A 14,617-nucleotide genomic window follows, 5' to 3' on the forward strand; every position below is an offset into this window, starting at 1 on the left:
CCGGTCTTGCGGTCGATCGCCTTGCGGGCGATGACGTTGAGCGCCTCGTCCTGGAAGGTCAGTTCGGTATTCTCCATCTCGAACAGCCGCTGGTATTGCTTGACCAGCGCGTTCTTCGGCTCGGTGAGGATTTTCTTGAGCGCGTCCTCGTCGAGGTCCTCAAGCGTGGCGATCACCGGCAGGCGGCCGACGAATTCCGGTATCAGGCCGAAGCGCAGCAGATCCTCGGGCTCGACATGGCGGAAGATTTCGCCGGCGCGGCGCTCGTCCGGCCCCTCCACCTTGGCGCCGAAGCCGATCGACGTGCCCTTGCCCCGCGCCGAAATGATCTTGTCGAGGCCGGCGAAGGCGCCGCCGCAAATAAACAGGATGTTGGTCGTGTCCACCTGCAGGAATTCCTGCTGCGGGTGCTTGCGTCCGCCCTGCGGCGGAACGGAGGCAACCGTGCCTTCCATGATCTTGAGCAGGGCCTGCTGCACGCCCTCGCCCGACACGTCGCGGGTGATCGACGGATTGTCGGATTTCCTCGAAATCTTGTCGATTTCGTCGATATAGACGATGCCGCGCTGGGCGCGCTCGACATTGTAATCCGAGGCCTGCAACAGCTTCAGGATGATGTTTTCCACGTCCTCGCCGACATAGCCGGCCTCGGTCAAGGTGGTGGCGTCGGCCATGGTGAAGGGCACGTCGAGAATGCGCGCCAGGGTCTGCGCCAGCAGCGTCTTGCCCGAGCCCGTCGGGCCGACGAGCAGGATGTTCGACTTGGCCAGTTCGACATCGGAATGTTTGGTGGCGTGATTGAGCCGCTTGTAATGGTTATGCACGGCGACCGACAATACGCGCTTGGCCTGGAACTGGCCGATCACGTAATCGTCGAGAACCTTGCAGATTTCCTTGGGCGTCGGAATGCCGTCGCGAGTCTTCACCAGCGCCGATTTGTTCTCCTCGCGGATGATGTCCATGCAAAGTTCGACGCATTCGTCGCAGATGAACACCGTCGGCCCGGCGATCAGCTTGCGCACCTCGTGCTGGCTCTTGCCGCAGAACGAGCAATAGAGCGTGTTTTTCGAGTCGCTATTGCCAACCTTGCTCATAAGCTTCTCCTTGCGGTCGTTTCGGGCCCGCCCGACCGCTGTTTTCTTGCGCCGGCGATGCAGCTTGCGCTCCATCCCCGACAGGGTTCCGCCGCCGGTCCGGCGAAATGGCGCGCCACCGCGCCCCGGTCATTCCTTGACGTCGAAAGGCCTAATTTAAGCCCCTCGCCGACAATGGCAAGCTTCACATTTTCCGCAAAGCTCCCGACGTCCCGTCTTCCCCTCCCGGTAAGCAAGACGGGCGCCGCGGGCGTCACTTCTTGTCGTCGCCCGAATCGGGGCGCTTGGTCAGCACCTGGTCGATGATGCCGAATTCCCTGGCCTCTTCCGACGACATGAAATGGTCGCGGTCGAGCGTGCGCTCGATCGTCTCGTAATCGCGCCCGGTATGATGGACATAGACGTCGTTCAGCCTTTTCTTGACTTTCATGATGTCCTCGGCATGGCGCAGGATATCGGAAGCCTGGCCCTGGAAGCCGCCGGAAGGCTGATGCACCATGATGCGCGCGTTGGGCAGAGCGAAGCGCATGCCGGCCTCGCCGCCGCACAGCAACAGCGACCCCATCGACGCCGCCTGGCCGACGCAAAGCGTCGAGACCTTGGGCTTGATGAACTGCATGGTGTCGTAGATCGCCATGCCCGACGTCACCACGCCGCCGGGCGAGTTGATATACATCGAGATTTCTTTTTTCGGGTTTTCGGCTTCGAGAAACAGCAATTGCGCGATGATCACCGAAGCCATGCCGTCTTCGACCGGACCCGTCAGGAAGATGATGCGCTCGCGCAAAAGGCGCGAATAAATGTCGAAGCCGCGTTCGCCGCGCGGCGTGTTCTCGACAACCTGCGGTATGAGATACTGGTTATAAACGTCTATCGGATCGCGCATTTACGGTTTCCTTGGAACTTTAACCGGCGACTTCGGCCGCCGTTCGAGAACTGGTTATTCGGCGGCGGAAGCCGCCTTTCGGGATCGTTTCCATCGGCGGCGGGCGCCGCCCCTTTTTTCTGGCCCTGTCCCAACATAATGCACTGGCCAGCCGAGGCAATGGCCGCGCCGTTCCGACGTGAAAACCGATGCAAGATCGGGGCCTGCGTCCGGGCGGCGCAAGCGACGCTTATACCGCCGGCCCTTGAAAAGAACCGATGGCGTCCACTCCGACTGGAGCGGCGCCGGCTGACGCCGGCGGGCGCCTTTGCTTGCGACGAGTCGGAAGCAAAGGCCGATGGCGCGAGGCGCCCGCTGACCGGTGAAAGCGTTGCAAAATCAGACCATCCAACCTGTTTTGGGAGTCGATCGAGGGGCCAGGGACGGCGGATTTTCCGCATCCCGACCAAGGGTTTGCGCGGCGCGGTCGCGCGAAATGGCGCTGCTTAGAAAAGAATTGTCGGAAATCGCGACGCACGTTCGCGCGATTTCGGCGGCAAAAAAGCAAAGGAGCGCCCGCGCTGGCGCGGGCGCTCCTCGAATGGCCCGGCAAGGCGCGAATCAGGCTGACTTTTCGTCATCCAGCGGTTTGAACAATTCTTCCTTCGACACCGTCTTGTCGGTGACCCTGGCCAGTCGGATGATGTGATCGACCACCTTTTCCTCGAACAAAGGCGCGCGAATCTCGGCCAGAGCCTGGGGGTTCTTCTGGTAATAGTCCCAGAACAGCTTTTCCTGGCCGGGGAACTGGCGCGCCCGTTCGGCGACGGCGCGGCCCACTTCATCGTCCCCGACCTTGACGCCGGCCTTTTCGCCGATTTCAGCGACGACCAGCCCGAGGCGCACGCGGCGTTCGGAGATGCGGCGATATTCCACGCGCTGTTCTTCCTCGGTCTCGCCGGAGTCGGCGAAGGTCTTGCCGGTGGACTTGAGCTCGGCCTCGACCTGTTTCCAGATGCCGCCGAATTCCTGCTCGACCATGTCCTCCGGCAGCTCAAAGGCGTATTTCCGGTCAAGCGCGTCGAGCAGGGCGCGCTTGAGTTTCTCGCGCGAGGCGCGATCATAGTCGGCCTTGACGCGCGCCAGCACCGCCTCGCGCAGCTTTTCCAGGCTGTCGAGGCCGAAATTCTTGGCGAAGGCGTCGTCGATGGCCACGGTCGCGGGGGCGGCCACGGCCTTGACCGTGACGTCAAAGGTCGCTTCCTTGCCTGCCAGATTGGGCGCCTGGTAATCGGCCGGGAAGGTCACCGTGACCTTGCGGGCCTCGCCGGCGATCGCGCCTTCGAGCTGCGCCTCGAAACCGGGGATGAACGAGCCGGAGCCGAGCACGAGATCGACGCCCTCGCCCTTGCCGCCCTCGAATTCCTCGTCGCCGAGGCGGCCGACGAAATCGATGGTGAGCCTGTCGCCCGATTGCGCCGCCGCGCCTTCCTCGCGCGCCTCATAGGGGCGGTTGCGCTCGGCGAGCTGGTCGAGGCTCTGCTGGACTTCCGCGTCGGGAACTTCCGCCACCAGACGCTCCAGCTCGATCTCGTCGAAGGCGCCGAGTTCGAAACTCGGCAGGACTTCGAACGACAGGCTGAATTTCAGGTCGCCCGAGGCTTCGAGCACTTTTTCGATCTCGTCGCGGTCTTCAGGAAAATCGATCTTGGGCTGGCCGGCGAGGCGGAGCTTGTTCTCGCCCAGAATCTGCTGCTGCGCCTCGTTGACCGCCTCCTGGACGACGTCGCCCATGATCGACTTGCCATAAAGACGCTTCAGGTGCCCCAAAGGCACCTTGCCGGGACGAAAGCCGTTGATGCGCACCTTGTCCTTGAGGCCGGCGAGCTGGGAGTCGAGTTTTACGGCCAGTTCCGCGGCGGCCAGAACCACCTGATATTCCCGCTTCAGCCCCTGCGAAAGCGTTTCGGTCGTCTGCATTGTCAAAACCTCTAAAACCTGTGCGCCTTCGGGCTTTGCGGCCTTGCGACGTTGTTGGAGCCGATGCGATGGGCCACGATCTTGCGGCCGATGGTTTTGGCGCTGGTGCGGGCGGAGGGACTCGAACCCCCATGATTTGCACCACCGGAACCTAAATCCGGCGCGTCTACCAGTTCCGCCACGCCCGCGCGCCTGCCGAACGCCGCGCGAGAGCCCGGCCGCCCGTATGGGTCGCGTTCTATAGCAATGGCCGAAGCCCCGTGCAGCAAAAAAATAACACAAGCGGCGTTTTCGCCACAGGGGGGAGGAGGGTTTTTCGCGGATGGAAGGCGATTTCGCCCCTCTGTATCCAGTTAATCGCACGACCGCTTCGACTGAAGCGGCGCCGGCAGGGCGTCGATAGACGCCCCCCCTTGCGGACGGGCTATGGCTTCCGACGAGTCGGAAAGCAAAGGTCAATGGGATAAGAGCTGGACCGGCTTCGCCCAAATCGAGGACATTGCAGTGGATGTTTCTGCGCGGCGGTCGGGCGCGGGCCGACTTCCGCCAAATGCGGCATGAATGGGCGCACGATCGAGCCTTGGCGGGTGTGAGGCTGGAAACGCAATCCAACAACGTCGTCGCTTGTCGATTTTACGAACGAAATGGCTTCATGCTTGGCGGATTCGATCGCTGCCTTTATCGCGAATCGAACGCCGCGAGGCAGGTCAGCGAATTTTAGGTCGGGCTCTCAGTCTTCCCGATAGTAGCGCCGCGCCGGCGCCCGCGTGAGTCCTTGCGGACACTGCTCCGCCGGCGCCGGAAACCACCCTTTCCCGGGATCGCCGGCAAGGCTCGTGAAACTGCCCGAGAGCGGCTCGCCGGCCCGGCTCGATATCGTCTGAAACAGCTGAAGACACGGCGCTCCTTTGTCCAGCCAACTGAGCCGCCAGACGCGTCGGCCGGAGTAAAGCTCGATCGTCGAGGCGTTGAATTCTGGATCGTCGTTGATCCAGATGGTGCGCGCGTCTTCAAGTTTCGGGCCGTTGGCGACCACGATCTCCGCGTGCGGTTCCCGGGGAATCTTTGGCCCCGCATCCGCGATGACGATGTTGCGGCCTGCACTCCGTTCGATCTCGTTCGCTACCGCAACGTGGAGGGATTGTGCGTGAATCCAGCAGCAGTAGTCGTGCCGCAGATCGATGATCAAAGCCGGAACGCCGAAGACTGCGGCGCTAAGCGGCACCGCCGTCCCGATAACCAGCGCCAACGGCAACGTCCGGCTTAGCGACAGGCCAAAGGGAAGGCTCGAAGGCCTCCATGTGCGCAGTTCCCGAAACCCTGACATTACGGCCAGGATCAGTATTCCGAAGCCGGGCGCGGCATAGTGCGGCAGACTCCATGTGCCAATCGCCAGGGCGACGACCAGAGAGGCTCCCGACAGGAGAACGGCGGTCTCTCGCCTCAGCGCCCAAATGCCGATGATGAATGGTATGAGAAGCGCGAAACCGACATAAAAGACGAAATAGACGCTCTTAAACCTGGTAGCCTCGATGGAATAGAGGCTCCGCGCATTCCCGTCGATATTGATTGCGTTACCGAGTTGGAGACCGATACCTTCGTACCGGGCAGAAGATTCCGATGACGCTTTCAGACTTTGAAAAAGGAACAGCGGCTCCAGCCCACTCGTCTGCTGATAGGGGATGTAAGGAGAAAGCTTCCAGTCTCCGGTCACCGCGTCATTATAGGCGAAGGTCAGACCCAGACCGCCAAGGATCAGCGCGCTTGCGACTACGCCGGGAATCGCCAGAGATTTTCGAACGGCGGCGCTGGATTTCAGGAAATGAACGCCAAGCGCGAGCACGATGGGCGCTGCGAAGCATAAGCCCTCAAACGGCCTCGTAGTCATCAATATGACCACGCCGAGACCGAGCGCGGCGGCGGTCAGGATCGCCGGGCGTGACTTCAGGCTCTTGTAAGCTCCGATCAGCAGGACGCCGCCAAGGGCTGTGAACGCGCCACCATAATATGAATTGACCCAATGGCTAAACAAGCCAAAACGCAAGATCACGATCAAGGCCGCTACAAATGCGTAACCGCCGCCGAGCCACTTGCGGACCATCCAGTAGATGGCTGCCGCCAAGGCAGCAACGGACAGCAGGACTCCCCCAAACGCCCCAACTCCAATAATATAGCCTGCTAACAAAGGGAATGATCGAAGAACAGGGTAAATAGAACTATATGTCGGCTCTAGTAAAACAGAAAGAGAGGTAAAATTCGGAGGCAGCGATGGTTTATTCGTCAAGTGCCCTGTCAGGTAAGTCTTTGCCTGTAACATAAGGCTGAATTCGTCGCTAGCGATCGGGTCCTGGATTCCAACAAGTGGCAACAGCGCGACACGCAAACCGATCTCGACAGCAACAATAACAAGGATAGCGACGAAGGGGCGATCGCCGATGCTCTTGAACCACACCTCAACCGTCGAGAACAGTTTGACAGGCCGTTTTGCGATCACCAGCGCCAGCAACACCATGGCCAGCGTCAGCGCAATTTGCCAAACTTCATAAATCCCAAACCTCTCAATGACAGCCTCAAACACTTTCTTCACTGCGATCCCCTTGAAAATGTTCGACGTGTATAGCGGCGCCCTTGCTCGGCTCGAAACATAACTGTTGGCGCCGCCAGCCTTCAAAACAAAGACAAGGCAGCCACTTTCCCCAAAAAGCCGACCGTCTCTGGCGTCATCGGAAAAAGCTCCAAATAGATGCGAAACAAGCGCGGGAAGCCAAAAGCCGTCAGTACGTTTTATAACACGCGACCCGCAACAAGAAACCCTCTGAAGGCAAAAAACCCGACCGTGTGCAACAAACGGCCAGCCCCGTCGAACCTGTCCAAAACAGGACAGGGCGCCGTCACCGTTGGAAACCATTTAATTCTCAGGTCCCAGGGGTCGGGCGTCGAGGGCGGATCCGATCCGAAAAGGCGCCAATGAGCGGCAAACCGTCTTTGCGCCAGAACGCCATGCGCGTGATTTTGAATGTCTGCGTCCCAGTTTGCCGTGCGCTTCGCTGTCCCGGCCGATCTCTCCGACTCGTCCCTGGGTTTTTGCATCGAAGTCCCCTGTGGGATAAATCGTCCTCCCCATCGGCCGCGTCGGGGAAAAGCTCGATAGAGCGCCGCAAGAGCCCGGGACGGCGGCGCAGTTGGCCTTGCGCGAGAGCGTGTTCGCCGCGCTGGATCTTTTTCAAGCGAAGGGGAACCCGGTCCGCGTTAACAAAGGCCGTTATCCGATTTCATTGGATCGGAAAAGGCTTTAGAACGCAAACGTGGGATCGTCGACGGGGTTTTGAACATGAAGATTGACAACGCAACCTGGTTTGGGCTGATCGCGGTTCCGTTTGTGATTGCGGTCGGCCAAATCCTGTTCAAGATGACGGCCGTGTCGAATGCTGGCCAGGGGCCGCTCGGACTCCTGAGCAACGTGACGTTTTGGATCGCAATCGTGATTTATGGCTCGGCGACGATCGCCTGGATTGCGACGATCGAATCCGTCCCGATCAGCAGGGCTTACCTGTTCGTCGCGCTCACCTATCTTTATGTGCCATTGCTCTCGTGGATTTTTCTGAGAGAGCAGGTGACTTATCGAACATTCGCGGGCATGATGATCGTCATTGTCGGAATAGTCGTTTCGGTATCGAATTGAATCATTTTTCTCAATCGAAGCCCAACGCCGCACGCAGAAAATGCGTGGCGCTCGTCAGGCATCGCGCCGTCGTCGCATCGAGAAGCAAGACGTTCTTGCGATCGAACAGCGCGCGGGCGTAAAACCGCCGAAAACCCGAAGGAGATGCGCTTTGGATCAAGTCGATGGCCAATATTACGAAGTCGCGAGTCCCGGAACCCTATCCGAAAAGATCGTGACTTTCGCCCGAGACCGGATATACGCGGATTTTCTGAAATTCTGCGCGCCGACGCCGACGGATACGATCCTCGATGTGGGTGTCTCCGACGTCGTCACCGACTCCGCAAACGTCCTCGAGCGCCGCTATTCCCCGCAGGAGCGGATTACGGCGGTTGGTCTGGGCGCCGGCCGAGATTTCACAGCGACGTTCCCGAAGGTGCGCTATCGGCGGATCATTCCGAACGAGCCTCTCCCTTTCGAAGATGGAACCTTCGACGTGGTTACGAGCAACGCGGTTATCGAGCATGTCGGCAGCCTTGAAAATCAGCGATTTTTCGTTTCCGAGTTGCTGCGTGTCGGGGGCCGCGTCTTCATTACCGCGCCTCATCGGTATTTCCCGGTCGAACCGCATACAGGCATACCTTTCCTGCATTGGTCCGACGCGTCTTTTAAGCTGGCCTGCGGATGGCTCGGAAAGGAGAAGTGGGTCGAGGCGGAAAATCTCATCCTGATGACGCAACAGCGGCTGAAGGAAACCTGTCCGGAAGGCGCCAACGTAAAAATCGGCCCAACCGGACTCCTGCTCGGCCCCTGCAGCTCGAATCTGTATCTGTTTTCGCCTGGTCATCGCGGCTGATCCGACCGGCGTCGCCGGCGGCGATCGCAGGCCATGTCCTTGGCGCAGGAGCGCCGGGCGTGGGCTGGGAAGAGCGCGCCCACACGGGCTTGAGCGCCGTATTCCCGGCGGTTGCGGCGGTCAGCGCCGCCGGTTTGTTGACAACAAGCCAAGCGGCCGGTCGGCGTCGAAGTTGCAGCCGACGGCGTTGAGGACCGTCGGGCTTGCAACGGTCGCCAAACGCTCCGCAAGACCGATGTCACCACCGGAGCGCGTCGCCGTTTTCGGGCCAACCACCGCGACGGATCGGGCGACAGTTACCGCCGCCGCGAAAACCGGCGGTCGCGCTCGTCAGCTATTGTAATTCACCAGCCTCCGGATCAGAGAGGTGGCCATAAGTGCGGCGTGGATTTCCACAACCTGCATGATCAAGGTCGCGCCGGCGATGAATTCGGCCTCCAGCGCGAGATTGACATAACCCTTTTGCGACCAGACCAGGACCGCTCCGATAAGCAATGCGACAATGACGGCGAAGACGCTGAACATCGCCCAAAACAGCGTGCCCTCATTGAGGTCGATCGCCCAGCGATACTGATTGGAAACGGGCTTGCCCGACTTGAGCGAGACGAACAGACCGATGGACCAGACATCCTGTCCGACCAAAACCATCAGCATGAAAATGACGGCGGAATGCACGCCGAAAAGCCAACCGCCGAAGAGCCTGAACGGACCGAACAGCGTCGCAATGAGGCCAGCCCACCCAAGCAGGATCATGACCATTCCGATCGTGCGGAAGACCGAGGGCGCTTCGAGAAGGATCTGCAGCAGGTGGCGCATGCCGTCCCGCCATGTGCGCAAGTGCGGCACGCGACCGGGGGGACTCGGCGAGAGCGTGACGGGAACGTTCTTGACCACGGAATCGGTTTGCAGAACGCGAACCAACATTTCCGAGGCGAATTCCATTCCGAAACCAGTAATGTTCCACTTTTCGTAGGCGTCCTTCCAAAAGCATCGATAGCCGGAATTGCAGTCTCGGATGCGTGTGTGACGGGCAAACAGCGCATTGATCAGGAAGGTCAAGACCGGCGTGCCCAGATAGCGATGAAGCGGCGGCATGGCTCCGGGAATCTTCTTCCCTCCGAGTCGGTCGCCCAGGACCATATCCACATCCACGTCGAGCGCATCGACAAGGCGCGGGGCGTCGGCAGGGTCATAAGTCATGTCGGCGTCCATGAACATGACGATCGGCGTCTTCGCGGTCATGATGCCGTGACGCAAAGCCGCGCCGTAGCCACGTGTTGGACAATGGGTGAGCGAAACGCCAAGCCCGCGCGCCAGATCCTGCGAGCCGTCGGTGCTGCCGTTGTCGGAAACAAGAATTTGAACGTGGCGTTTGCCGAAAGCGCCGGAGGCGATCTGGTCCTTAATCGCCATCAACAGGGTGGGGAGCGTCCCTGCCTCGTTCAGGCAGGGAATAACAATCGTCAATTCCGCGTTTGGCGTCCGAAAAAATTTCGCTGCTTGCATCTCTGGTTCCGCTCTCGAATTCATCCAGACCCCCGTGTAAGTTCCGCCGTCCGATGCCCGCCACCACACGCCTGAGCGTGCCGAAGTATAATTTACAATCTGTGCATCCCCAGGGCATTCGAAGAATGCCCATTCGTTTCCCGAAATATAACTTTTGTCTCCACCACCCGTCAAAACAAGGTCAAGGGCGCGGTCTTCCTAAAAAGCCAGCGGTCCCTGTCGTCAGCGAAAAAAGCTCCAAATAGATCCAACACAAGCGCGGGACGGCAACTGACGTTGGGTCGTTTTATAACAGACGACCCGCGACAAGAAACCCGTTGAGGGCAAAAAAAACCTGGCGCCGCGGGCAATGATTTTTATGACCGGCGCCCATGACCGGCGTCCAGAATTTGGCAAAACCTGCTATGGTCTTTTCATGCATTTCACCCGGCGCAATGTTCTCGGCTCCGCCTGCCTGACCCTGCTGGCTTCCTCGGTCGGCGCGCAGGAAGCGGACGGTTTTTTTACCCTCGAAGCCCGCCCGGGCGCGACGCCCCTGCTGGCGCCCCCTGCCCCGCCGACCAAAATCTGGGGTTTTGGCGGCCTGACCCCCGGCCCGCTGTTGCGGGTCAGGCTCGGGCAGGAAATGCGGGTCCGGCTGGTCAACCGGCTCGACCAGCCGACCAGCCTGCACTGGCGCGGCATGAGGCTGCCCAACGCCATCGATGGCGCGGCGGGCCTCGTGCGCAAACCCCTCGCCCCCGGCGAGACCCAGGACATCCGTTTTGTCCCGCCCGACGCGGGGACTTATTTCTATCAACCGCTGATCCAGCCTTTTTCCGGCGAACAGCTCGGACGCGGGCTTTATGGCGCCGCGATCGTCGATGAGCCGAACCCGGTCGCCGTCGACGACGATCTCGTTCTGCTGCTCGACGACTGGCGCCTCGACGCTTCGGGGCAGATCGTCGGCGATTTCGAACATCCCGCCGACGCCTTGCGGCAGGGCCGCTATGGCGCCGTCACGGGGGTCAATGGCCGGGCCGGCCCGGCGTCGTTGATCCATCCGCCCGGCGCGCGGCTGCGGCTGCGGCTGGTCAACGCCTCCAACGCCCGGATCATGCGCCTCGCTTTCGAGGGCGGCGCCCAGACCGTCATCGCGCTCGACGGCCAGTTCTGCGATCCCTTTCCCCCGCTGCACGGAACCGTGCCGCTCGGACCGGGCGCGCGCTGCGACATGCTGCTCGATCTGCCGCGTCAGGAAGGGCAAGGCGCCCGCCTGATCCTGCGCGGCGAGACCGAATTGCCCGACGCCGTTGTGCTGGACATCGCCACCCGGGGCGCGGTCCGGCCGGCGGCGCCTCCGGTGACGCATACGCCGCTCAACCCGCTGCTGCCGGCGGAAATCCGGCTGCAGGGGGCGAAACGGTTCGAACTGAATTTTGACGGCGGCTGGCGAAAGGGCATGCCGGCCGGCTTCCGGCCTCCCGCTGAGGAGTTGCGCCGCATCTGGAAAATCAACGGCCGTGCGTCGAGCGGGCTCGACGGGCCGCCGCTGTTTTCGGTCGCCAGGGGCTCGGCGGTCGTGCTGGCTTTGGTCAACAAGTCTCTGTTCGATCTGTCGATCTTTTTTCAGGGCCATGTCGTGCGGCTGCTGCACGATCTCGACGACGGCTGGGAGCCCTATTGGCGCGACAGCGTGATCGTCCCGGAACGGGCGACCAAACATGTCGCCTTCATCGCCGGCAATCGAGGCAAATGGCTGATTGGCGGCGCCATCCAGGAACATTTCGCCAATGGCATGGCGGGCTGGTTCGAGGTCGCGTAAACTGCTCGTTAAAGTTTTGCGTGGGCGCCGTCGCAAAGCGGTTTCCTGCGGCTGTGTTTGCAGCCGCAGAAATAAGCCGTCCCGGTGTTTTCCGCCGTGTAGGCGAGCGGCGTGAATTCCGAGCCTTGATGCGAACCGTCGCAAAACGGCTGTCTCGATGATTTGCCGCAGGAGCACCAGTAATAGGTCTTTCCCGCCTCGACTTCGACGGCATAGGGAGATTTCTGCGCGATCGTGGGGTCGGTCATGGCTTTTCCCGGCTCGAAAGGGCTGTTCGAGGCAGTCTAGAGACGATTGCGATTCGGTTGAACCGCAATCGTCTCTGGACTCCTTTGTTTTTCGTGATGTTTTTGCGAAAAACCGGCGTCCACTTTTTCGCACATTGCTCTAGACGCTATCTCCGCAGCGGCCAAACCCTCAGCCTTCGCGCGAAAACAGAGTCGTCAGCACGCGCGGCAAGATTTCCGGCAAATCCTCGGCGACCAGGCCGGGACCGAACAGGGCCGCGGCTTCTCCATGCAGCCAGACCGCGCAGGCGCTGGCCTCGAACATCGGCATCCCCTGCGCCAGCAAGCCGCCGATCAGTCCCGCCAGAACGTCCCCCGACCCCGCGGTGGCGAGCGTCGGCGGCGCATTGCGGGCGATGCAGGCGCGTCCGTCGGGGGCCGCGACCACGGTGTCCGGCCCCTTGTAAACGATGCAGGCGCCAACCGCCTTCGCGGCGGCCCGCGCGCGATCGATCTTGTAAGGCAGGTCGAATGGCCGGATGGCAAGCGGCGCCAAACCGCCGCCGGCGCCGCCCCGATCCGCCCGCATCTGCGGGATCGTCGCCTGCTTGTTGAACAGCCGGTTGAATTCGCCCTCATGCGGGGTCAGGACGACTTCGGCCCCGCTCAACTGGACCAGCCGCGCCAGAACGTCCCAGTCGGCGGCGTAAGAGGTCAATGCGTCGGCGTCGAGGACCAGGCCCAGGGGCCGCAACCCGCTTTTCGGGCTGGCGGCGAGCAGGGTTTCGACGATCCGCCGCGTGGCCGGGCCGATGCCGAACCCTGGACCGATCGCAGCCGCGCAGAAGCGCGGATCGGCGAGCAGCTCCCGCCACTGCAGGGGATTGTCGGCCTGCCGCAGCATGATCGCCGTCAGCGTGGCGGCATGGACGGCGAGCGCCTCGGCGGGGCTCACCACCGTCACCAGCCCGGCGCCGACGCGCAGGCCGGCGCGGGCGGCCAGTCGCGCCGCCCCGGTCTGCGTCATCGGCCCGGAGCCGACAAGGAGATGGCCGCGTTGATATTTATGGCCATCGGGGCGCGGCCGGGGCAAGGCGTCGCGCCAGAGGTCCGGCGCATTGAGGTAGGTTTGCGGCTTTATCGCCGCCAGGGTCTCTTCGACCATGCCGATCTGGGTCAGCCGGATCCTGCCGCAGGCGAAGCGCCCCGGCGCGAGCAGATGCCCCGGCTTCAGGCGGAAAAAAGTCACGGTTTCGGCGGCGACCACGCATTCCGAGCCGATGGCGCCGTTGGCGCCGTCCATGCCGGAGGGCACATCGACCGCCAGCGTCGGCGCGCCGCTGGCGTTGATTTTCTGCACGACCGCCAGGGCAGCGCCGTCGAGCGGGCGCGCCAGCCCGGCGCCGAACAGGGCGTCGATCGCCAGATTCGCGCCGCGCGGATCGAGCTGTTCGGCCGGAACGATGTCGTTTCCCCATTCGGCGCGGGCCGCCGCCGCGTCGCCGCGCAACAGGCGCGGATCGCCGAGCGCGCCGACTTCGACGTCAAAGCCTTTTTCGCGCAGCAGGCGAGCGGCGACATAGCCGTCGCCGCCATTCTTGCCGGGTCCGCAATAGACACGGACCGTTTGCCCTTCGCCGGCGCGCAGCATCCCCGCCGCCGCTTCGGCGATATTCCTGCCGGCTTGGAGCATCAGGGCATAGCCGGGGGCGCCCGAAGCCATCGTCAGCGCGTCGGCCCGCGCCATCTCGGCGGGCGTCAGCAGTTCGATGGGGTCGTCGTGGCTCAAGTTCATTTGCATGTTCGCTTTCCCCGGCCGCGGGTGCGATTTTGCCCTTCCGGCGGCGATTGTGCAATTGCGGCAAAGACGGATGTAACTTAAAGGCCTGTGCGGAACGGGAGTCCTACCGATGACAAAAAGCCCACGCAAATTTTTCGAGCCTCTGGCGACCGGCGCGCCGGCGCCCTACCGCGAACTCCCTGTGCGGGTCGAACGCATGATCCATTTCGTGCCGCCGCATCTCGAAAAAGTGCGCGCCAAGATCGGCGAGATGATCCCGAAGTCCGACGTCATCCTCGGCAATCTCGAAGATGGCATTCCCGCCGACGCCAAGCAGGCGGCGCGCAAGGGATTCATCGAAATGGGCCTCGCCCACGACTTTGGCTCGACCGGCCTGTGGACGCGCGTCAATTGCCTCAATTCGCCCTGGCTGCTCGACGATGTGACCGAAATCGTCGGCGCCATCGGCCAGAAACTCGACGTGATCATGCTGCCCAAGGTCGAAGGCCCGTGGGACATTCATTATTTCGACCAATTGCTGGCCCAGCTCGAAGCCCGGCATGGCGTGACCAGGCCGATCTTGATCCACGCCATTTTGGAGACCGCCGAGGGCGTGAAGAATGTCGAGGAAATCGCCCTGGCCTCGCCGCGCATGCATGGCATGAGCCTTGGCCCGGCCGATCTCGCCGCCTCGCGCGCCATGAAGACCACCCGGATCGGCGGCGGCCATCCCTAAGACAAGGTGCTGGCCGACCCGACGGGCGACGCGACCAGGGAACGCCCGGTCTATCAGCAGGAACTGTGGCAGTACACCGTCGCCAAATGGGTGGACGCCGGCGTGTCC

The 14,617-nt window shown here is 61.9% G+C and carries 10 protein-coding genes, 1 tRNA gene and 1 pseudogene; 4 read left to right on the top strand and 8 right to left on the bottom strand.

Annotation, left to right across the window (positions count from 1 at the left end):
• From clpX to QZY01_RS04640, 5 genes are all read right to left on the bottom strand, one after another.
• Nucleotides 1-1,094: ATP-dependent Clp protease ATP-binding subunit ClpX (clpX, locus tag QZY01_RS04620; protein ID WP_294533948.1), on the bottom strand; the 1,094-nt coding region annotated here is incomplete at its 3' end.
• Nucleotides 1,095-1,347: 253 nt separating this feature from the next.
• Entirely contained in the window at nt 1,348-1,980 is a 633-nt protein-coding gene (locus tag QZY01_RS04625) for an ATP-dependent Clp protease proteolytic subunit (protein WP_294533950.1), read from the bottom strand.
• A 600-nt stretch (nt 1,981-2,580) separates the two neighbouring features.
• Nucleotides 2,581-3,939, bottom strand: a complete 1,359-nt coding sequence (gene tig, locus QZY01_RS04630) for a trigger factor (protein WP_294533953.1) — start codon at nt 3,937-3,939, stop codon at nt 2,581-2,583.
• Between the two features lie 103 nt (nt 3,940-4,042).
• A tRNA-Leu gene (locus QZY01_RS04635) sits at nt 4,043-4,127 on the bottom strand.
• Nucleotides 4,128-4,669: 542 nt separating this feature from the next.
• Nucleotides 4,670-6,526, bottom strand: coding sequence for a hypothetical protein (locus QZY01_RS04640; RefSeq protein WP_294533956.1), 1,857 nt, complete (start codon nt 6,524-6,526; stop codon nt 4,670-4,672).
• A 744-nt stretch (nt 6,527-7,270) separates the two neighbouring features.
• Here QZY01_RS04640 and QZY01_RS04645 point away from each other — a divergent pair.
• Both QZY01_RS04645 and QZY01_RS04650 read left to right on the top strand, forming a co-directional pair.
• Nucleotides 7,271-7,621 (top strand): EamA family transporter, encoded by a 351-nt coding sequence (locus QZY01_RS04645; RefSeq protein ID WP_294533959.1) that lies wholly within the window; start codon nt 7,271-7,273, stop codon nt 7,619-7,621.
• Nucleotides 7,622-7,661: 40 nt separating this feature from the next.
• Complete coding sequence (locus QZY01_RS04650) at nt 7,662-8,456, top strand: methyltransferase domain-containing protein (RefSeq protein WP_294533962.1); 795 nt, start codon at nt 7,662-7,664, stop codon at nt 8,454-8,456.
• Nucleotides 8,457-8,786: 330 nt separating this feature from the next.
• Here the strand turns inward: QZY01_RS04650 and QZY01_RS04655 are convergent, their stop codons facing one another.
• Nucleotides 8,787-10,136 (bottom strand): glycosyltransferase family 2 protein, encoded by a 1,350-nt coding sequence (locus QZY01_RS04655; protein WP_294533963.1) that lies wholly within the window; start codon nt 10,134-10,136, stop codon nt 8,787-8,789.
• Between the two features lie 175 nt (nt 10,137-10,311).
• Between QZY01_RS04655 and QZY01_RS04660 the strand changes: the two genes are divergently transcribed.
• Nucleotides 10,312-11,766, top strand: a complete 1,455-nt coding sequence (locus tag QZY01_RS04660) for a multicopper oxidase family protein (protein WP_294533967.1) — start codon at nt 10,312-10,314, stop codon at nt 11,764-11,766.
• 8 nt (nt 11,767-11,774) lie between these two features.
• Here the strand turns inward: QZY01_RS04660 and QZY01_RS04665 are convergent, their stop codons facing one another.
• Together QZY01_RS04665 and QZY01_RS04670 are read right to left on the bottom strand one after the other, a co-directional pair.
• Complete coding sequence (locus tag QZY01_RS04665) at nt 11,775-12,014, bottom strand: CDGSH iron-sulfur domain-containing protein (RefSeq protein ID WP_294533969.1); 240 nt, start codon at nt 12,012-12,014, stop codon at nt 11,775-11,777.
• A gap of 169 nt (nt 12,015-12,183) precedes the next feature.
• A complete protein-coding gene (locus QZY01_RS04670) occupies nt 12,184-13,794 on the bottom strand; it encodes an NAD(P)H-hydrate dehydratase (RefSeq protein ID WP_294533972.1) in 1,611 nt (536 codons plus the stop codon).
• Nucleotides 13,795-13,903: 109 nt separating this feature from the next.
• Between QZY01_RS04670 and QZY01_RS04675 the strand changes: the two are divergent.
• Nucleotides 13,904-14,617 (top strand): annotated as a pseudogene (locus QZY01_RS04675) (aldolase/citrate lyase family protein); the annotation flags it as partial.

This window comes from uncultured Rhodoblastus sp. (genome assembly GCF_903903185.1).
Classification (GTDB): Bacteria; Pseudomonadota; Alphaproteobacteria; order Rhizobiales; family Beijerinckiaceae; genus Rhodoblastus.

What these genes read in the sequence shown, in the direction of transcription:
- QZY01_RS04625 (WP_294533950.1), bottom strand. Translation starts at nt 1,980, where the DNA reads ATGCGCGATCCGATAGACGTTTATAACCAGTATCTCATACCGCAGGTT.
- tig (WP_294533953.1), bottom strand. Translation starts at nt 3,939, where the DNA reads ATGCAGACGACCGAAACGCTTTCGCAGGGGCTGAAGCGGGAATATCAG.
- QZY01_RS04645 (WP_294533959.1), top strand. Translation starts at nt 7,271, where the DNA reads ATGAAGATTGACAACGCAACCTGGTTTGGGCTGATCGCGGTTCCGTTT.
- QZY01_RS04650 (WP_294533962.1), top strand. Translation starts at nt 7,662, where the DNA reads ATGCGTGGCGCTCGTCAGGCATCGCGCCGTCGTCGCATCGAGAAGCAA.
- QZY01_RS04660 (WP_294533967.1), top strand. Translation starts at nt 10,312, where the DNA reads ATGATTTTTATGACCGGCGCCCATGACCGGCGTCCAGAATTTGGCAAA.
- QZY01_RS04665 (WP_294533969.1), bottom strand. Translation starts at nt 12,014, where the DNA reads ATGACCGACCCCACGATCGCGCAGAAATCTCCCTATGCCGTCGAAGTC.
- QZY01_RS04670 (WP_294533972.1), bottom strand. Translation starts at nt 13,794, where the DNA reads ATGCAAATGAACTTGAGCCACGACGACCCCATCGAACTGCTGACGCCC.